Here is an 18243-nt window from a genome sequence, read left to right as displayed (position 1 = left end):
GGTAGGTTAACCGAATGAAAAAGCAGCGTGCCTTTCTGAAATGGGCCGGAGGGAAGTTTTCTCTGGTCGAGGATATCAGACGACATCTGCCACCTGCGCGTAAACTGGTTGAGCCTTTTGTCGGGGCGGGTTCTGTGTTTCTTAACACGGATTACGACGATTATCTGCTGGCAGATATCAACCCGGATCTGATCAATCTGTACAATGTGGTGAAAACTGAACCTGAGCGTTATATCAATGATGCGCAAGGTTTTTTCACCCCGGAATACAATCAGAAAGGCGCTTATCTGGCTATCCGGGAAGCTTTTAACAAGACTCAGGATCCTTACCAGCGCTCACTGTATTTTCTCTACCTGAACCGTCATGGCTTCAACGGCCTTTGCCGCTATAACAAAAAAGGCGGGTTCAATGTGCCGTTCGGCTCTTACAAGAAGCCATATTTCCCTGAAGCAGAGATGTACTTTTTTGCGGAAAAAGCCAAAAAAGCGACCTTCATCTGCGAAGGGTACCACCATACTTTTTCCCGGGCTCGTAAAGGCAGCGTGATTTATTGCGATCCTCCTTATGCGCCTTTGTCGACCACGGCTAATTTTACCTCTTATGCCGGGAACGGATTCAGTCTGGATGATCAGGCAGCCCTGGCCGATGTGGCTGAAAGTACGGCAACCCAGCGCGGTATTCCGGTGCTGATTTCCAATCACGACACCACACTGACCCGCCGCCTGTACCACGGCGCGGATTTGTCTGTGGTGAAAGTGAAACGGACGATCAGCCGCAACGGCAGCGGCCGGAATAAAGTCGACGAGCTGCTGGCGCTATTTACCCCGCCACAAACTGACTGATCCCAACCAGAACGGCCACAAAAATCACGATGACCACCAGTCCTGCCAGGATAAAAGGCAGGGCACTGGGCTGGTTGAAATCCTGACGCCGGTTGTGATCGGATTGCACACCGAGCAAGGCGGCAGCCACACTGCGAAAGACATTGGTTTTTTTTGCCGGAGGTGTCTGAGTCATGATTCTGTCCCTGTCAGTGAAACCTGCGCCTCAAGTACTCTGCTAATAGCATAGCCGGGCTGGCCAATTCCACGAGCCGACTTGGCTGAAATCGGTAAGACATCACGGTTCAGATCGGGTAGAATTTTGCCCAGTATCCGCCCCGGTGATATCCGGGGAATCAATTTGAGTACAGAGGCTGAACATGACGGATTTTCTGATCGCTCCCTCCATTTTGTCTGCCGATTTTGCCCGTTTGGGTGAAGACGTTGAAAAGGTGCTGGCTGCAGGTGCAGACGTTATCCACTTTGATGTGATGGATAACCATTACGTACCGAATCTCACCTTTGGTGCGCCCATTTGTAAAGCGCTGCGTGACTATGGCATTACCGCACCCATTGATGTGCATCTGATGGTGAAGCCGGTGGATCGCATCATTCCTGACTTTGCCAAAGCCGGCGCGACCATGATTACGATTCATGCCGAGGCGACAGAGCATCTGGATCGCAGCCTGCAGCTGATTAAAGAACATGGCTGTCAGGCGGGTGTGGTCTTTAACCCGGCAACGCCGCTGCATTACCTGGATCATGTGATGGACAAACTGGACATGATTCTGCTGATGTCGGTGAACCCGGGTTTTGGCGGACAGTCATTTATTCCGCATACCCTGGAAAAACTGCGTCAGGTGCGCGAGCGTATTCAGGCGTCGGGGCGTGAGATCCGGCTGGAAATTGATGGCGGCGTGAAAGTCGACAATATCCGTGAAATTGCCGAAGCCGGGGCAGACATGTTCGTGGCCGGTTCTGCGATTTTTGGTCAGCCTGACTACAAAGCCGTGATTGATGAGATGCGTGCTGAACTGGCGAAGGTGCAGCGCGGATGAAGATTGACGGTATTCAGTTTATTGCGTTCGATCTGGACGGCACGTTGCTCGACAGTGTGCCGGATCTGGCCGATGCTGCGGATAAAACCATGCAGGCCTTGGGCCTGCCGGGTGTGACGGAAGCACAAACCCAGACCTGGATTGGTAACGGTGCAGAAATTCTGATTGGCCGTGCGCTGAGCCAGAGCATCGATCTCGATCCGACGCTGGACCCGGCGCTGCATCAGCAGGCGCTGGTCCTGTTTAATCGTTTTTATGCCGAAGGCGGCCATAAAAAGACGGTGCTGTATGATGGCGTGAAGCACACGCTGGAGACGCTGCATCAGGCCGGGATCCCGATGGCCATTGTCACCAACAAGCCGTCTCAGTTTGTGCCGCATATCCTTGAAGAATATGGCATTGCCCAATATTTTGTCGATGTGATCGGCGGCGATACTTTCCCGAAGAAAAAGCCGGATCCGTACGCACTGCATTGGCTGATGGAAAAACATTGCCTGAGTTGCAGTGAGATGTTGATGGTCGGCGACTCCCGCAACGATATTCTGGCAGCCCAGGCGGCCTCGTGCTATGTTGTCGGCCTGACTTACGGCTACAACTATGGTCTGCCAATCAGCGACAGCAACCCGGACCGGGTACTGAATCAGTTCAGTCAGCTGCTGGATGTTGTGAGCATCGCCTGACAGCCGTTCCGCATATAATTTTGGTCTCTTAGTGTTTTCAGGCAGCGGCATGGCGTCGCTGCCGGATATGTTTAGGAAAAACAGGAATATCCCATCATGAGTAAACCCATTGTATTTAGTGGCGTACAGCCTTCCGGTGAGTTAAGTATTGGTAACTACATGGGTGCGCTGCGTCAGTGGGAGCAAATGCAGGATGATTATAACTGCCACTACTGTGTGGTAGACCTGCATGCAATTACCGTTCGACAGGATCCGACAGAGCTGCGCGAAGCAACCCTGGATGCGCTGGCACTGTGTCTGGCTGTTGGCGTCAGCCCTGAAAAGAGCACGCTCTTCGTTCAGTCTCATGCACCGGAGCATGCTCAGCTGGCCTGGGTTCTGAACTGCTATACCCAGATGGGTGAACTGAACCGGATGACTCAGTTTAAGGATAAGTCTCAGCGTCATTCTGAAAACATCAACGCCGGTCTGTTTTCTTATCCGGTCCTGATGGCGGCGGATATTTTGCTGTACGGTGCGCATCAGGTGCCGGTTGGCAACGATCAGAAGCAGCACCTGGAACTGGCCCGCGACATCGCGATCCGTTTCAACAACCTGTACGGCGATACGTTTGTGGTGCCTGAACCTTATATCCCGCCGGTGGGTGCCCGGGTGATGAGCCTGCAGGATCCGCTGAAGAAAATGTCCAAGTCGGACGATAACCGCAATAACGTGATTGGTTTGCTGGAAGATCCGAAAATCATCACCAAGAAGATCAAACGTGCGGTGACTGACTCGGAAGAGCCGCCGCGTGTGCTGTTTGATGTGGACAATAAGCCGGGTGTTTCGAACCTGATGGGGATCCTGTCTGGTGTAACCGGGAAGAGCTTTGCTGACATTGAAGCCGAATACACCGGTAAGATGTACGGTCACCTGAAGAAAGATACGGCGGAAGCCGTTGTTGCGATGCTGGAACCTCTGCAGGCGCGTTACAAAGCATACCGCGAAGACCGCGCTTTCCTGGATCAGGTGATGAAGACCGGTGCAGAGAAAGCGTCGGCTCATGCCGCTCAGGTTCTGAAGAAGGTGTTCGAAGCTGTCGGCTTTGTCGGCCGTCCTTAATCGTCCATTTTATTTCAGCGAACAGATGTAAGCAGAAGGCAGTGCCTTCTGCTTTTTTTATGTCCATTCCCCGTCAACTTCATGCATTTCTTGTGAGAGAGCGATCACTAAAACAGAGATTCTGAGTGCATATCAGGCTTATTTGTAATCATTGTCACATTCATGAGATGTATCTCTGTTAAATAATGCATTCCTTTTTAGATATATCTCTCAATAAATGTAAAGGATTGCAGACATGTTGCGAACCCAACTTTTGCCTCTGGTCGCTGCGATGGGCCTGATCCCGGCGCACGCCATGGCAGACACTTTTAGCTGTGATACGCAAACCCTGACCCCGATCTATGACATTCAGGGCGACGGCCTGAAAAGTCCGATGGTTCCGGACGGCCAGTACACCAGTAATGAAGCGTACTATGTCCGGGGTGTGGTCACTGCCACGACCAAAAGCCTCTATAAGGGCTTTTTCCTGCAGGATGCCGAGGGTGATGGCAACCCGGACACCTCTGACGGTATCTTTGTTTACACCGGCAACAAGGTCGCAGCCGACGTTGAGGCGGGTATGACGGTTTGTCTGAAAGCTAAGGTTAAAGAACATTATGACCTGACCCAACTTCTGGCGGAGCAGGGAAATATCGTCGTGGAAGGGCAGGCGGCACAGCCTGCACCGGTTGCGATCAGCCTGAAAGCCGATGAAGACTTGGCAGATGCGATGGAGCGCTACGAAGGCATGCAGGTTCGCCTGAATGCAGACAGCGCCCTGAAAGTCACCCGTAACTTTGGCTTTGACTACGACTCCTACCGCAACAACATGGTGCTGTCGCACGGCGCACCGCTGGTGAAACCGACCCAGCTCCATCCTGCCGGCAGTGAGGCTGCCACGGCACTGGCCGCGCAGAACAGCCGGAACCAGTTGTTCATTGATACCGACGCCAAGGCACCTAACGGTGTGATTCCTTACTTTCCGGGTCTGGACGCCGAGCAGGGCTACATCCGCGTCGGAGATACAGTTGTGAATCTGGAAGGTGTGATTGGTTACAGCTATGGTGAATACCGCCTGCTGCCAACTACCACGGTTTCAGCGGCAGATTTTATTCATGCGGATGACCGCACCACGGCACCTCAGGACGTTCCTGAGTCTCAGCTGAAAGTTGCCAGTTTCAACGTACTGAACTTCTTTACTAGTGACAGCGATATCGGCGGCGCGCTGAATGCGATGTGTAAAGACCAGGCCGATGCAGACTCAGAGAAAGGCTGTAACCGTGGTGCGAAAACCCTGGATGATTTCCAGCTGCAGCGCACCAAGATCGTGAATGCGCTGACGGCCATGAATGCGGATATCGTCGGCATCATGGAAATGGAAAACAACGGTTTCGGCAGCGACAGCGCTCTGGCGAATCTGGTGTCAACTCTGAACGAGCAGTTCACGGATCCGGCGGATCACTACAGCTACATCACCATTCAGGAAGCCGATCTGAACAAAGGCCAGTTCTTTGGCTCTGATGCCATTATGGTGGCGATGATTTACCGTCCGGCGAAGGTAGAACCAGCCAAAGCCGCTGAGGTGATCCGCATGCCGGAACAGCATCTGGCCGGTACCAGTCCGAAGGGTGAGGAAAAGCAACTGGACAAGTACCAGCGTGACAGCCTGATGCAGGCGTTCGTGCTGAAAGGGATTCCGGGCGCCAAACCGCTGACGGTGGTTGTGAACCACCTGAAATCCAAAGGCTCAGGCTGCTATGAAGACTGGGTGAGCGGTGAGTTTGACAGCGATCCGGCGGATATGCAGGGCCACTGTAATGCCTTCCGTGTGTCTGCGGCGATGGTGCTGTCTGACGCGCTGAAAGATGTTGAGGGCGACCTGCTAGTTCTGGGTGACATGAACGCCTACGCTAAAGAAGATCCAATCCGTGTGCTGACGGACTACGATCCGGCTGCGGCGGAGCGTAAGATCATGTCGGCGTCCGGCACCTCTGTTGCCGGGAAAGTCCTGCATGAGCAAGGTGTTGAAGCCGGAAAAGGTGCCGGTCTGGTGAATCTGGCCACCAAAGGTCATGACCAACTGGCTTATTCCTACAGCTACGACGGCGAGCTGGGTAGCCTGGACCATGCGCTGGCGAGTGCATCTCTGGCTGACAAAGTCGCGGGTATTGAAGAGTGGCACATCAACTCCGTTGAAAGCACCCTGTTTGAGTACTCAGGCAAGTACTCCGGCAATCTGGCTAAATCAGAAGGACCGTACTCCGCGTCTGACCATGATCCTGTGGTGGTGAGCCTGCGTTATCCGCAGCCGGGGAACCGTGGTTTCCAGCTGACCTTCAAGAACAAGAGTTTCCACCCGGTGTATCCGGTGTTCAACCACTGGTACTGGGACAGCACGCAGTTCTGGCTGATGCCGGGTCAGCAGCGCCGCTACCGTGAAGATAATCTGTTCCTGAACCATGTGGGCATTCGTGCCGGTGATGCCGTGAATCTGAGCGTGCTGGCTTACGGAGTCTTTGAAATCCCTTGTACTTATGCGCCGCTGCGTCTGACCGGCCGTCTGAAGGCGGTTTATAACGGCGAATCTTGCCGGATGAAACATTAATCCCATCCGTCTCTGAAGTAAAAAGGCAGGCAGGAGGGAATCCTGCTTGCCTTTCTCTCTCCCTGTTGCAAAATAGGGCGCCGATTTTCTCAGGGCAGGGATACTTATGCTGTTGATCATTGATAATTACGACTCGTTTACCTACAACCTTTACCAGTACTTCTGCGAACTGGGGGCCGAGGTTCAGGTGGTCCGTCATGATGAAATTGATCTGGCCGGTATTGAAGCCCTGTCTCCGACCCATCTGGTGATTTCTCCCGGCCCGTGTACACCGGATGATGCCGGTATCTCTCTGGCTGCCATTGAATACTTTGCCGGAAAACTGCCGATTCTGGGCGTTTGTCTGGGCCATCAGGCCATGGCGCAGGTTTTTGGTGCCAAAGTCGTGCGCGCCCGTCAGGTCATGCACGGAAAAACCTCACCCGTAGTGCACAACAATCACAGTGTCTTTGCCGGGCTGAACAACCCGCTGACGGTCACCCGTTATCACTCGCTGGTGGTGAAGGCCGAGACCCTGCCGGACTGCTTTGAAGTGACGGCCTGGACCGAACGCGACGGCGAGCCGGATGAGATCATGGGAATTGCTCACAAAACCCTGCCGCTGGAAGGGGTGCAGTTCCACCCGGAAAGTATTCTCACAGAGCAGGGTCACCAGTTGCTGGCTAACTTCCTGCGTCGCTGAAATTCATCTCTGATTTTCGGGGCAATTAAGGGCTCAGGCCTTGTCAAACGGGGCCTGGCTAATGACCCATTAGCCTTTCTTATGCCTGTTTTTGGCCGTTTTTCGCGGTCTCACAAGCGCGATCTGTATCACTTTTCTTAACATTGACCTAAATTTTTTCATCATTGCCCGGCCGCAATCTTATGCAGTTGGCCAAATCCTGTACAGGGGCATTGATTCCTGCGTGGAAAAACACCTTTCCTCAAAATCGGCTTAATAAGTTTTCCGACTTCACGCATAAATATGTATCCGTAGCGGGGATCTTTGGCCATTGTGCCTCAGGAAAAAACATTTTCTGCTATTGGAATCGGTTAAAATTATGTAAATACTATGCGCAAAGCGATATACACAGAAGGAAAGTATGATGGCGACGGAACAAAAAGTAGGACGTCAAACCTTTGATGAGGTCATGGTACCTTGTTATGCCCCAATGCAAATCATCCCGGTGAAAGGGAAAGGTGCCCGTGTGTGGGACCAGGATGATCGTGAGTACATCGATTTCGCCGGTGGTATCGCGGTGAGCTGCTTGGGCCATTGCCATCCGGCTATGGTATCAGCGCTGAAAGAGCAGTCTGAGAAGATTTGGCACCTGAGTAACGTCATGACCAATGAGCCGGCACTGCGTCTGGCGAAAAAACTGACTGAAGTCAGCTTTGCTGAAAAAGTATTCTTTGCGAACTCCGGTGCAGAAGCGAACGAAGCTGCACTGAAACTGGCGCGTCGTTACGCGGCAGACAAATTCGGTCCTGAAAAAGACGAAATCATTGCCTTCAAACAAGGCTTCCACGGCCGTACGTTCTTCACCGTGACGGTCGGTGGTCAGGCGGCATACTCTGACGGCTTTGGTCCTAAGCCTCAGTCTGTCACTCACCTGCCTTACAACGATCTGGAATCGCTGGCTGCGCACATCTCTGACCGCACTTGTGCTGTCATGATGGAGCCGCTGCAGGGCGAAGGCGGTATCGTTTCTCCAACGAATGAATTCATTCAGGGCGTTCGCGAGCTGTGTGACAAGCACAACGCGCTGCTGATCTTTGATGAAGTTCAGACGGGTAACGGTCGTACCGGTGAGTTCTACGCGTATCAGGGTCTGGGCGTTACACCAGATATCCTGAGTACGGCGAAGTCTCTGGGCGGTGGTTTCCCGATTGGTGCCATGCTGACGACCACTGAACTGGCACAGCACCTGAAAATTGGTACACACGGTTCAACTTACGGCGGTAACCCGCTGGCATGTGCAGTAGCAGAAGCTGTGGTTGAAGAAGTGACCAAACCAGAAGTTCTGGCTGGCGTGAAAGAGCGTGAGCAGTGGTTCCGTGACGGCATTGAGAAGATCAATGCGCAATACCCAATCTTCTCTGAAGTGCGTGGTAAAGGTCTGCTGCTGGGTGCGGCGCTGAACGAAGACTGGCAGGGCCGTGCACGTGACGTGCTGCTGGCTGCCGGTGAAGAAGGCCTGATGGTTCTGGTTGCAGGCACCAACGTTGTGCGTTTCACACCATCACTGGTGATTGAGAAAGCCGATGTTGAAGAAGGGATGGCGCGTCTGGAACGTGCAATCGCGAAGCTTTACAACAAATAAGATGTATCAGGGCCGGTTGGATTGCCGGCCCTGCTTAACTGCCCCGGAAATACCGGGGCTGTTTTTAGAAGAGAAAGACAGATTTACAGTTAGCAACCTGTGTTGCTACCTGCATCAGGAGGGAGTTCGATGCTGGTTATACGTCCCATTACAAAAGCTGATTTACCTGCACTGATGACGTGCGCCGAAGAATCAGGCCACGGTTTCACATCACTGCCGGTCAATGAGGAGATCCTCAGTAAGCGGATCGCTCATTCAGTCGAAAGCTTTCATAAAGACGTGACTGAACCTGGCCCGGAAGGCTACCTCATGGTGGCGGAAGACACTGAGACAGGTGAAATCGCCGGTACCACAGCCCTGGAAGCGGCCGTCGGTCTGGACAACCCGTTCTATACTTATCACCTCAGCACACTGGTCCATAACTCACCACATCTGGACGTGCACAAAGTGCTGAAGGTTCTGACATTTGGTAATGATTACACCGGTGTGAGTGAGCTGTGCACCCTGTTCCTGCGTCCGCAGTGGCGTCAGGGGCTGAATGGCAGACTGCTGTCCAAGTGCCGTTTCCTCATGCTGGCTGAGCACCGCCAGCGCTTTGCAGACACTGTGATTGCAGAAATGCGTGGCGTGTCCGATGAAAATGGCAACTCTCCGTTCTGGGAGTGGCTCAAAGAGCACTTTTTCTCCATTGAGTTTACGGAAGCAGACTACCTGACAGGGATTGGCCGGAAGGAGTTCATTGCAGATCTGATGCCGAAACTGCCGATTTACGTCAACCTGCTGAGCAAAGAAGCGCAGGCGGTGATCGGTCAGGTGCACGACAACACTCGTCCGGCACTGAAGCTGCTGGAAGCGGAAGGCTTCGTCAACCGTGGCTATGTGGATCTCTTTGATGCCGGCCCAACGGTTGAGTGCGATCTGCGCCATATCGAATCTGTCCGTGCATCTCAGCGTTGTACGGTCGAAATTGGTGAGCACCACAGCTCTCATAACTACATCATCAGTAATACCAGTTTTGCCGGATTCCGTGCCACGGTCGGTAAAGTTGCACTGGATGGTGAACGTAATCTGGCCATCATTTCTCCGGAAATGGCCAAGGTGTTAGAAGTGAAAAACGGGGATCAGGTTCGCCTGATCGCCCAATAACTAGGGTGGAATACAAGATGACACAATGGATTGCAGGTAACTGGCAAGCCGGTCAGGGTGACGCGATGCAGTCGCTGAACCCATTCAGTGGTGAAGTGATCTGGGAAGGCAAGAGCGCAACCGCAGAGCAGGTTGAGCAGGCTGTTGCCAGCGCCCGTGAGGCTCTGACCAGCTGGCGCAAAACCAGCCTGGCTGAGCGTCAGGCCATTGTTGAGCGCTTTGCTGCCCTGGTCAAAGACAACAGCGAGCTCATTGCCCGCACGATCTCGGAAGAGACCGGTAAACCTCTGTGGGAAACCCGCACGGAAGCCGGTGCCATGGTTGGCAAGATTGCGATTTCTGTCCGTGCATATAACGAGCGGACCGGCGAGCGTGAAAAAGACGTGGCTGGTACCAAAGCGGTGCTGCGTCACCGTCCGCTGGGCGTGATGGCTGTTTTCGGTCCATACAACTTCCCGGGACACCTTCCGAACGGTCACATTGTTCCTGCACTGCTGGCCGGAAACACTGTGGTTTTCAAACCGTCTGATCTGACGCCGAAAGTAGCGGAAGAAACCATTAAACTGTGGGAACAGGCGGGTCTGCCTGCTGGTGTGATCAATCTGGTTCAGGGCGCACGCGCCACCGGTGAAGCACTGGCACAATCTGCCGGTATCGATGGCCTGCTGTTTACCGGCAGTGCGAATACCGGTCACATCCTGCACCGTCAGTTTGCCGGTCAGCCTGGCAAGATGCTGGCACTGGAAATGGGCGGGAACAACCCGATGGTGATCTCCAAAGCTTACGGCGATCTGAAATCAACGGTTTACACCATCATCCAGTCGGCGTTTATCAGTGCCGGTCAGCGTTGTACCTGTGCCCGTCGCCTGTATGTACCTGAAGGTGCTGAAGGGGATGCGCTGATTGCTGAACTGATTGCGGCAACCAAGGCCATCAAAGTTGACGGTCCGTTTGCTGAGCCACAGCCGTTTATGGGGCCGCAAATCTCTGTGGTCGCAGCCGATAACATCATTGCTGCGCAGGAACGTCTGCTGAGCATGGGTGGTGAAGCGCTGCTGAAAGCTGAGCGTGGTCAGGGTGCCATCGTGACTCCGGGTATTGTTGAAGTGAGCAAGATCGCCGAGCTGCCGGACGAAGAATATTTTGGTCCGTTGCTGCAGGTGGCACGTTATCAGGAGCTGCCTCAGGCTGTTGAGATGGCAAATGACACCCGCTATGGCCTGTCTGCCGGTCTGGTTTCGACTGACGACAGCGAGTGGCAGTACTTTATCGATCATATTCGCGCCGGTGTTGTGAACCGCAACCGTCAGCTGACGGGTGCCAGCGGTGATGCACCGTTCGGTGGTCCGGGTGCGTCCGGTAACCTGCGCCCAAGCGCTTACTACGCCGCGGACTACTGTGCGTATCCAATGGCATCCATGGAAGGAGAGGCAACCGAACTGCCTGCTCAGCTGTCTCCGGGGATCCAACTGTAACTATTGCTTAACCCGTATTGACGAGGGAACCGCAACATGGAAAGAGTGGAAAAACTGTTTGATGCCCTGTGGCAGGACTACACAACCCGTCTTTGCCCTTCGGCCGCTCAGGTGCACGATCTGCTGACAGAGGAAGAGCCTCTGCTGAACGATCACATTGCCCTGCGTACGTTCAATCTGCCGGGTGTGAGCCTGGATGTGCTGGCTGCACCATTCATTGCGATTGGTTACAAGCCGTGCGGAACGTATCACTTCGAGCAGAAGAAACTGTATGCGGAGCACTTTGAGCATCCGAACCCGGCTGCACCAAAAGTCTTCATCAGTGAACTGCTGGTCGGACAGTGCTCGGCGGAGCTGCAAAATACCGTGCGTGAGCTGGTGAAGCAGATTCCTGAAGGCGCAATGAAGGATGGTGCTTTCCTGTACGGCGGCCGTTTATGGGATCTCGATTACGCGACCTATGAGAAGCTGGCCGAGGAAAGTGAGTACGCGGGTTGGGTTGCTGCCCATGGCTATGGTGCGAACCATTTCACCGTCAGCGTAAATCAGCTGGAGCAGTTTGCGGAAGTTGCAGAGGTGAACAGCCTGCTGCGCCACAACGGCTTCACCATCAATGAATCGGGTGGTGAAGTGAAAGGTAGTCCGGAAGTGCTGCTGGAGCAGTCATCAACGATGGCTGATCGGGTGGAAGTCCGCTTTACCGATGGTATCCGTTCAATTCCAGGCGGTTTCTATGAGTTTGCCAAGCGGTATCTGCAGGAGAACGGGGAACTCTACCCGGGCTTTGTGGCTGCGTCGGCTGACAAGATCTTTGAAAGTACGAATATGTAAGACAGGTATCTTTGCTCTGTCATTAAACAGCGGCCTCTGGGCCGCTGTTTTTTTATCTGGGGTGTCTGAATGCCATATCTCGTGCTGTGAGAGGGCTTGTCAGTGCTGTTGATCCAGCGGTTGCATCCAGTCATCCGATTCACTTGGGGGGCTGGTCAGACACAGGTAGGCTTCCTGCTCCAGAAGCTGCCGGGGAGACTGAAAACCTGTCATTTCAACCGAGGCAGAGAGGAAACGTCCTCTGGTTACGACAGGGCGCGGGGGAAGCTGATTGTGCTGGGCATTTGGGGCAAAACGTTCGATATCCATATCTGCACATCCACATAGTACTGATACGCCAAATGTAGCAACAGAGGGATGGAAGGCAACTGAAAAAATGTGAAGTGTCCTGAGAAAACAGCTGTAATCACAGGGTATGCCCGGCAGAAATAAAAAAAGCCGCGTTTGCGGCTTTTTATTGTACTCACATTGGCTGCATCACCGGAGAGTGATCAGCGTGTTCCGTACACAACGATGGTTTTACCGTGGGCAGAAATCAGGTTCTGCTCTTCCAGCATCTTCAGAATGCGGCCAACGGTTTCACGGGAACAGCCAACAATCTGGCCGATTTCCTGACGGGTAATTTTGATCTGCATGCCGTCCGGGTGAGTCATGGCATCCGGTTGTTTTGCCAGATTCAGCAGGGTCTGGGCAATACGGCCAGTCACGTCCAGGAATGCCAGATCACCGACTTTCTGGCTGGTGACTTGCAGACGGCGTGCCATCTGTGCGGACAGACGCATCAGGATATCCGGATTAACCTGGATCAGCTGACGGAATTTCTTAAAGGAAATCTCAGCCACTTCACATGGTGTTTTCGCACGAACCCAGGCAGTACGCTCCTGGCCTTCTTCAAACAGGCCCAGTTCACCAATGAAGTCGCCCTGGTTGAGGTAAGACAGGATCATTTCCTTACCTTCTTCATCCTTGATCAGAACGGCGACGGAACCTTTGACAATGTAGTAGAGGGTCTCTGCTTTCTCGCCAGCATGGATCAGTGTACTCTTCGACGGGTACTTATGAATGTGGCAGTGAGAAAGGAACCACTCCAAAGTTGGATCTGTTTGCGGTTTACCTGGAACCATATTACTAACTTCCTCTGCAGTGTGTTGCCCAACAACGTCATTCCTTGCATTGGGGTTGGGTAGAACAATACTATTGTTTGCCAACTAGCATATTCAGTCAACGGCTGGGCTGCAAGCGCATGTGAACATTCAGACCAAGAGTTTAACTTTTTTCGTCATGCATTGCTTGATATTGCGCGGGGATAAATGAACATTTTGGACACTTTACTGTGCACATGATCACACCGTTGTGACTTAGTGATAAAATCCGGGTTTTTGTAGTAAGGAGTAACGCATGCAATCACGTGTGAAATGGGTCGAAGATTTGACTTTTATCGGCCAGTCTAACTCGGGCCACAGTGTGGTCATGGACGGGAACGGCGGCAGTAAAGCGCCCAGCCCGATGGAACTGGTCCTGATGGCTGCCGGAGGCTGCAGCTCGGTGGACGTGGTCGATGCGCTGAAAAGTGCCGGTCAGGTGATCACCGCCTGTGAGGCACAGATTGATTCCGTGCGCCGCGAACAGGCACCGCGTTATTTCACCTCGGCCAATCTGCATTTTGTCGTCACCGGTCATCATCTCGATGACGCTCAGGTTGCCAAAGCTGTCAGCGATTCACTGGAAAAGTACTGCTCCGTGTGCCTGATGCTGGGCAAAGGCGTGACCCTGACTCATTCTTACCAGATTGTCGCGGCATAAGCCGTTGTCATCTGGGTTAATCAGGTAAGTTGTATGATTATTCCCTGGCAAGATATCGATGCTGAAACGCTGACCAACCTGATTGAACACTTTGTCCTGCGCGAGGGCACCGACTACGGTGAGCAAGAGCTGAGCCTGGCGCAGAAAGTGGACAAGGTACGCCAGCAATTGGCGGCGGGAGAGGCCGTGATTATGTATTCCGAATTGCACGAAACGGTGGATATCAAACTACGTCGCTCGCTTCGCACAGAATAAAGCTGCCATACTCAGAGGTGACAGCAGAAAACGGAAGCTGGCGCCGACGGATGCGGTCGGATGCTTGACTGCATCCATTTGCCCTGTTAATAACTGATTCCGTTTGGATAAACGACAAGGTATGTCATGTCTGCAAAACACCCAATCATTGCAGTAACAGGTTCCTCCGGAGCAGGAACGTCCACCACTTCGGAAGCTTTCCGCAAGATGTTTAATATGCTGAATATCCATGCGGCATGGCTGGAAGGGGACAGTTTTCACCGTTTTACCCGTCCGGAAATGGATGTGGAGATCCGCAAAGCCAAGGAGCAGGGGCGCCACATCAGCTATTTTGGCCCGCAGGCCAATGACTTTGCACTGCTGGAAAACTTTTTCCGTCAGTACGGCGAAGACGGCAGCGGAAAATACCGCCGTTATCTGCACACGTTTGATGAAGCCGTGCCCTATAACCAGATGCCGGGCACTTTTACGCCCTGGCAGGATCTGCCGGAAAATACCGATCTGCTGTTTTACGAAGGCCTGCACGGTGGCGTCGTGGATGGCGATGTCAATGTTGCTCAGCACGTCGACCTGCTGATTGGCATGGTCCCGATTGTGAACCTGGAATGGATTCAGAAAATCGTGCGGGATACCCGCGATCGCGGCCACTCCAGAGAAGCAGTGATGGAGTCCATCGTCCGTTCAATGGATGATTATCTCAATTACATTACTCCGCAGTTTTCCCGGACCCATATTAACTTCCAGCGAGTGCCGACGGTTGATACCTCCAACCCGGTCAGTGCGAAAGCCATCCCCAGTCTGGATGAGAGTTTTGTGGTGATCCGTTTCCGTGGCATCAAGAATGTTGATTTCCCGTATCTGCTGGCGATGATCCAGGGCTCGTTTATGTCGCGCCATAATACGCTGGTGGTGCCGGGCGGGAAGATGAGCTTTGCGATGGAGCTGATCATGCGGCCGCTGATCCAGCAGCTGATCGATACCGGGAAAATCGGATAACCGGGCCTCATTGAAAAAATGCCTGTGCAGATTTGCCAGGCGTTTTTTGTTTCAGGTTAACCCCTGAGTTTTTTTTGAAACCAGGCCGGTACGGTCTGGTCCAGCCAGAACGTCGGCTCGCGCCAGCTGCCGCTGATAAAACCGACATGGCCCCCGTATTGGGTCAGGTGATACTCGATATGGGCAGGCAGCGGCTGTGTCGGGATGACTGCCGCCGTCATGAAAGGATCGTCAGCGGCATGAATCACCCGCAACGGGGTCTGTACCTGCGCCAGTTTTCCCAGTCCGCTGCAACGTTGGTAGTAGTCGGCCGCATCAGCAAAGCCATGCAGCGGCGCTGTGACGGTATCGTCAAACTGTCGCAGCGATGCGATTCCAGCAATCTGTTCGGTCTGAAAGGGCAGCAGGTCCGGTAACGCAGCCATTTTTTTCAGCATATTTTTCTTCATGGAACCGAGCAGGTAGCGCTGGTAGACCCGGGAAAACCCCTGTTCAATCCGGGACGAGCAGGCTGACAGATCCAAGGGCGGAGAAATGACCTGAGCTGCGGTCAGTCCGGATGCTTCGCCGGTTTCAGCCAGATAGTTCACCAGCATATTACCCCCCAGAGAAACTCCAACCGCCAGCAATGGATGATGCGGAAAACGTTCGCGTAACTGGTCGATGAAGTAACGTGCATCACTGGTTTCACCGGAGTGATAGCTCCGGGCCTGACGGTTAATTTCCCCGCTGCATCCACGGAAATGCATCATCACACCCAACCAGCCCTGCTGTCTGGCCGCAAAAAGCAGACTGTGCGCATAAGGGCTGTGGAAACTGCCTTCCAGCCCGTGAAAGAGGATCATGATTGGCATGTGTGCCGGGTGCTGCTCGGGCGCGGCCGTCCAGACCAGGTCGAGAAAATCATCGTCCGGGGTCTGAATCCGCTCCGCCAGAGGTTCGAACAGGGCTTGACGACGGAACAGTCGTGGCAGAATGGTTTGCAGGTGCGCGTTCCGCAGGCCGGTTGCGGGCTGAAAGTGCTTCATGGTGTTCTCCAGCTGTTCTGACCGTCAGAGCGGGAAATCCGGGTAAGGCGACTGAGTCAGCAGCTCAGCCAGAATCGCCAGACCCTGTTCAAGTTTATCATGACTGTGCGGCGCACTGATGGCCAGACGCACTGCCTGCTGAATTGTGCTGCCCGGCGGCGTGAACAGTTCAGCAGATTTGACCACCACATCCCGGGCTTCAGCGGCAGCAACGAAGTCGCTCAGGCGCCAGTGATCGGGCAAGGTCAGCCAGGCGTGGAAGCCCGGTAACTGATACTGAACCAGATACGGCTCCAGATAGCGTTCGAGCAGTCGGGCTCGCTGCTGCATGTCTTGCCGGATCTGCTGTAATGCCCGGTCGGCATCTCCCTGACGGATCAATTCGCAGGCCAGTGCACTGAGCAGCGGGCTGATCATCAGGCAGTGATGGTGCAGCGCCGTGTTCAGTCGGGTCTGATGTTTTAACGGCACCTGGATGTAGCCAAGTCGCAGGCCGGGTGCCAGACATTTGGACAAGCTGCCGAAGTGGATCACCTGCTCGCTGTCGAGATTGACCAGAGGCGGCGGTGTCTCTGACGGTAACAGGCCGTTGACATCGTCTTCAATGATCAGCACCTGATGACGGCGGCAGACTGCCAGTATGGCTTCACGCCGTTCCCGGCTCATGGTGGCCGCTGTCGGGTTTTGCAGGGTGGGCGTACAGTACAGCATCCGCGGCTGGTACTGACGGCAGGCTATCTCCAGACTGTCCGGGAGCAGGCCTTCTGCATCCATCTCCACGGCTTTGACATTCATCTGCATCTGTCGGGCCAGTCCGAGAAATCCGGGATAACTCACCTGTTCGGTCAGCAGGGTATCGCCGCTGCGGCAAAAAACAGACAGAACGAGCTGAATTGCATGTTGCGCCCCGGACGTGAAATGCATCCGGGCGGGATCGAGCTGGACGCCGTGTGTACTCAGCCAGTGGCTGATGACCTCCCGGTGCGCCGTCAGACCTTGCGGGTCCTGATACAGCATCAGATGATTGAGCAGATCCGGATGCTGACTCAGCGTCTGCATGGCGCTGGCCATCATCGCAGATCTGTCGATTGCAGGCGGAATGTTATAACCGAAATTACATTCGTCCGGTGCCTGGTTCGGATAGCTGAACACCCAGTCCGGGCGGTTGCGCGGGCAGACATATGTCCCGGCGCCGACTCTGGCTTCAACCAGTCCCCGTCGTTCGGTTTCCGCGTACGCTCGGGTGATGGTGCCGACCGTCACGCCGAGACGATCGGCCAGTGCGCGGTGAGTCGGCAGTTTGCTGCCTGCAGCCAGTTGTCCGGATTCGATTTGCTGCGCGATAGCCTCGGCCAGCCGCCGATAAATCGGACGCCCGTCTTCGCTCTGCCGGAGAAAGGCTTGCTGAATTGTCTCAATTGTCATGGTGACAATAAATCCTTTGATTCCAATTTATCCCCTTGTTAGGCTGCATTTTGACCTTAATTTTGGTTGATATGCAAGCTCAACATTAAATTGTATCGATACAATAAGAAATATCTTCATGGAGTAAAACATGAACATTGAATGGCAGTTTTTGATTTCACTGATGGCATTCGCTGCGACGATGACGGGGACCCCGGGGCCGAACAATATGATGGTCACCGCTTCAGGGGCGAATTTTGGCTACTGGCGGACGATCCCGCACATCCTCGGGATCGGTTTTGGTCTGGTCAGTATGATTCTGCTGGTGGCCGCAGGGCTCGGGGTGATTTTTGTCCGTTATCCGGTTCTGCATGAGGCACTGCGCTGGTTGGGGAGCGCATATTTGTTGTATCTGGCCTGGAAAATTGCCACGGCAGGCGGACAAGTTCAGGTGGATGACCACGATGCCCGGCCGATGTCTTTTGTCGCAGCGGCGTTGTTTCAGTATGTGAATCCGAAGGCGTGGATGATGTCAGTGACTGCGATCAGCACTTTTACCTCTGCAGGTGAGGCTTACTGGTCCTCAGCTCTGACTGTGGCGACGGTTTTTTATGTGATTGGATTTCCCTGTGTGTCGCTCTGGGCCGGATTCGGGACGCTGATTGGTCGCTGGCTGAATCAGCCTCAGGCAAGGCAGCGTTTTAATCTGACGATGGGGACACTGACAGCGGGGTGTGTGGCAATGATTTGGTAAGGCA

The 18243-nt window shown here is 53.8% G+C and carries 19 protein-coding genes; 14 read left to right on the top strand and 5 right to left on the bottom strand.

The window, feature by feature from the left end:
- The first annotated feature begins 14 nt into the window (after positions 1 to 14).
- Entirely contained in the window at positions 15 to 842 is an 828-nt protein-coding gene (gene dam / locus SPK40_RS17325) for an adenine-specific DNA-methyltransferase (RefSeq protein WP_248144409.1), read from the top strand.
- Here the strand turns inward: dam and SPK40_RS17320 are convergent.
- Positions 820 to 1017, bottom strand: coding sequence for a DUF2970 domain-containing protein (locus tag SPK40_RS17320; RefSeq protein ID WP_330961344.1), 198 nt, complete (start codon positions 1015 to 1017; stop codon positions 820 to 822). The genes dam and SPK40_RS17320 overlap by 23 nt on opposite strands.
- Before the next feature lie 184 nt (positions 1018 to 1201).
- Here SPK40_RS17320 and rpe point away from each other — a divergent pair, with 184 nt between their 5' ends.
- From rpe to SPK40_RS17275, 9 genes are all read left to right on the top strand, one after another.
- On the top strand, positions 1202 to 1879 hold the full coding sequence (gene rpe, locus SPK40_RS17315) for a ribulose-phosphate 3-epimerase (protein ID WP_248144407.1): 678 nt from the start codon (positions 1202 to 1204) through the stop codon (positions 1877 to 1879).
- The gene (locus SPK40_RS17310) at positions 1876 to 2559 is read left to right on the top strand and encodes a phosphoglycolate phosphatase (protein ID WP_330961343.1); all 684 of its coding nucleotides are present in this window, start codon (positions 1876 to 1878) and stop codon (positions 2557 to 2559) included. Before rpe ends, SPK40_RS17310 begins: the two co-directional genes overlap by 4 nt.
- A gap of 96 nt (positions 2560 to 2655) precedes the next feature.
- Complete coding sequence (gene trpS / locus SPK40_RS17305) at positions 2656 to 3660, top strand: tryptophan--tRNA ligase (RefSeq protein ID WP_248144405.1); 1005 nt, start codon at positions 2656 to 2658, stop codon at positions 3658 to 3660.
- Between the two features lie 235 nt (positions 3661 to 3895).
- Entirely contained in the window at positions 3896 to 6244 is a 2349-nt protein-coding gene (locus SPK40_RS17300; protein ID WP_330961342.1) for an ExeM/NucH family extracellular endonuclease, read from the top strand.
- A gap of 106 nt (positions 6245 to 6350) precedes the next feature.
- Positions 6351 to 6926, top strand: coding sequence for an aminodeoxychorismate/anthranilate synthase component II (locus SPK40_RS17295; RefSeq protein WP_330961341.1), 576 nt, complete (start codon positions 6351 to 6353; stop codon positions 6924 to 6926).
- A 403-nt stretch (positions 6927 to 7329) separates the two neighbouring features.
- Positions 7330 to 8547, top strand: a complete 1218-nt coding sequence (locus SPK40_RS17290) for an aspartate aminotransferase family protein (protein ID WP_248144402.1) — start codon at positions 7330 to 7332, stop codon at positions 8545 to 8547.
- Positions 8548 to 8676: 129 nt separating this feature from the next.
- Positions 8677 to 9693, top strand: a complete 1017-nt coding sequence (astA, locus tag SPK40_RS17285; protein WP_248144401.1) for an arginine N-succinyltransferase — start codon at positions 8677 to 8679, stop codon at positions 9691 to 9693.
- Positions 9694 to 9710: 17 nt separating this feature from the next.
- A complete protein-coding gene (astD, locus tag SPK40_RS17280; protein WP_248144400.1) occupies positions 9711 to 11168 on the top strand; it encodes a succinylglutamate-semialdehyde dehydrogenase in 1458 nt (485 codons plus the stop codon).
- Between the two features lie 36 nt (positions 11169 to 11204).
- Positions 11205 to 11999 carry a DUF1338 domain-containing protein gene (locus tag SPK40_RS17275; RefSeq protein ID WP_330961340.1) on the top strand — a complete coding sequence of 265 codons (795 nt, stop codon included), beginning with the start codon at positions 11205 to 11207 and terminating at the stop codon, positions 11997 to 11999.
- A 99-nt stretch (positions 12000 to 12098) separates the two neighbouring features.
- Here the strand turns inward: SPK40_RS17275 and SPK40_RS17270 are convergent, their stop codons facing one another.
- Together SPK40_RS17270 and crp are read right to left on the bottom strand one after the other, a co-directional pair.
- Complete coding sequence (locus tag SPK40_RS17270; RefSeq protein WP_248144398.1) at positions 12099 to 12308, bottom strand: hypothetical protein; 210 nt, start codon at positions 12306 to 12308, stop codon at positions 12099 to 12101.
- A gap of 182 nt (positions 12309 to 12490) precedes the next feature.
- Positions 12491 to 13123: a cAMP-activated global transcriptional regulator CRP gene (gene crp, locus SPK40_RS17265; protein ID WP_027250650.1), complete on the bottom strand. Its 633-nt coding sequence runs from the start codon at positions 13121 to 13123 to the stop codon at positions 12491 to 12493.
- Positions 13124 to 13397: 274 nt separating this feature from the next.
- Between crp and SPK40_RS17260 the strand changes: the two genes are divergently transcribed.
- From SPK40_RS17260 to SPK40_RS17250, 3 genes are all read left to right on the top strand, one after another.
- Complete coding sequence (locus SPK40_RS17260; RefSeq protein WP_330961339.1) at positions 13398 to 13802, top strand: OsmC family protein; 405 nt, start codon at positions 13398 to 13400, stop codon at positions 13800 to 13802.
- Positions 13803 to 13835: 33 nt separating this feature from the next.
- Positions 13836 to 14057 carry a YheU family protein gene (locus SPK40_RS17255; RefSeq protein ID WP_248144396.1) on the top strand — a complete coding sequence of 74 codons (222 nt, stop codon included), beginning with the start codon at positions 13836 to 13838 and terminating at the stop codon, positions 14055 to 14057.
- 126 nt (positions 14058 to 14183) lie between these two features.
- A complete protein-coding gene (locus SPK40_RS17250; RefSeq protein WP_036754574.1) occupies positions 14184 to 15053 on the top strand; it encodes a phosphoribulokinase in 870 nt (289 codons plus the stop codon).
- A gap of 56 nt (positions 15054 to 15109) precedes the next feature.
- Here SPK40_RS17250 and SPK40_RS17245 read toward each other — a convergent pair whose 3' ends face one another.
- Positions 15110 to 16081, bottom strand: coding sequence for a hydrolase (locus SPK40_RS17245; RefSeq protein WP_330961338.1), 972 nt, complete (start codon positions 16079 to 16081; stop codon positions 15110 to 15112).
- 24 nt (positions 16082 to 16105) lie between these two features.
- The gene (locus tag SPK40_RS17240; RefSeq protein ID WP_330961337.1) at positions 16106 to 17506 is read right to left on the bottom strand and encodes an aminotransferase-like domain-containing protein; all 1401 of its coding nucleotides are present in this window, start codon (positions 17504 to 17506) and stop codon (positions 16106 to 16108) included.
- A gap of 130 nt (positions 17507 to 17636) precedes the next feature.
- Here SPK40_RS17240 and SPK40_RS17235 point away from each other — a divergent pair, with 130 nt between their 5' ends.
- Positions 17637 to 18239 (top strand): LysE family translocator, encoded by a 603-nt coding sequence (locus SPK40_RS17235; protein ID WP_330961336.1) that lies wholly within the window; start codon positions 17637 to 17639, stop codon positions 18237 to 18239.
- Positions 18240 to 18243: the final 4 nt, after the last annotated feature.

This window comes from Photobacterium sp. 53610 (assembly GCF_036409375.1).
In the GTDB taxonomy this organism is placed as follows: domain Bacteria; phylum Pseudomonadota; class Gammaproteobacteria; order Enterobacterales; family Vibrionaceae; genus Photobacterium.
Note: the sequence above shows the minus strand (reverse complement) of the source record. Positions and strands in the feature narration are given on the sequence as shown.

Coding starts and splice junctions, on each gene's coding strand:
- dam (WP_248144409.1), top strand. CDS start 15: ATGAAAAAGCAGCGTGCCTTTCTGAAATGGGCCGGAGGGAAGTTTTCT.
- SPK40_RS17320 (WP_330961344.1), bottom strand. CDS start 1,017: ATGACTCAGACACCTCCGGCAAAAAAAACCAATGTCTTTCGCAGTGTG.
- rpe (WP_248144407.1), top strand. CDS start 1,202: ATGACGGATTTTCTGATCGCTCCCTCCATTTTGTCTGCCGATTTTGCC.
- SPK40_RS17310 (WP_330961343.1), top strand. CDS start 1,876: ATGAAGATTGACGGTATTCAGTTTATTGCGTTCGATCTGGACGGCACG.
- trpS (WP_248144405.1), top strand. CDS start 2,656: ATGAGTAAACCCATTGTATTTAGTGGCGTACAGCCTTCCGGTGAGTTA.
- SPK40_RS17300 (WP_330961342.1), top strand. CDS start 3,896: ATGTTGCGAACCCAACTTTTGCCTCTGGTCGCTGCGATGGGCCTGATC.
- SPK40_RS17295 (WP_330961341.1), top strand. CDS start 6,351: ATGCTGTTGATCATTGATAATTACGACTCGTTTACCTACAACCTTTAC.
- SPK40_RS17290 (WP_248144402.1), top strand. CDS start 7,330: ATGGCGACGGAACAAAAAGTAGGACGTCAAACCTTTGATGAGGTCATG.
- astA (WP_248144401.1), top strand. CDS start 8,677: ATGCTGGTTATACGTCCCATTACAAAAGCTGATTTACCTGCACTGATG.
- astD (WP_248144400.1), top strand. CDS start 9,711: ATGACACAATGGATTGCAGGTAACTGGCAAGCCGGTCAGGGTGACGCG.
- SPK40_RS17275 (WP_330961340.1), top strand. CDS start 11,205: ATGGAAAGAGTGGAAAAACTGTTTGATGCCCTGTGGCAGGACTACACA.
- SPK40_RS17270 (WP_248144398.1), bottom strand. CDS start 12,308: ATGGATATCGAACGTTTTGCCCCAAATGCCCAGCACAATCAGCTTCCC.
- crp (WP_027250650.1), bottom strand. CDS start 13,123: ATGGTTCCAGGTAAACCGCAAACAGATCCAACTTTGGAGTGGTTCCTT.
- SPK40_RS17260 (WP_330961339.1), top strand. CDS start 13,398: ATGCAATCACGTGTGAAATGGGTCGAAGATTTGACTTTTATCGGCCAG.
- SPK40_RS17255 (WP_248144396.1), top strand. CDS start 13,836: ATGATTATTCCCTGGCAAGATATCGATGCTGAAACGCTGACCAACCTG.
- SPK40_RS17250 (WP_036754574.1), top strand. CDS start 14,184: ATGTCTGCAAAACACCCAATCATTGCAGTAACAGGTTCCTCCGGAGCA.
- SPK40_RS17245 (WP_330961338.1), bottom strand. CDS start 16,081: ATGAAGCACTTTCAGCCCGCAACCGGCCTGCGGAACGCGCACCTGCAA.
- SPK40_RS17240 (WP_330961337.1), bottom strand. CDS start 17,506: ATGACAATTGAGACAATTCAGCAAGCCTTTCTCCGGCAGAGCGAAGAC.
- SPK40_RS17235 (WP_330961336.1), top strand. CDS start 17,637: ATGAACATTGAATGGCAGTTTTTGATTTCACTGATGGCATTCGCTGCG.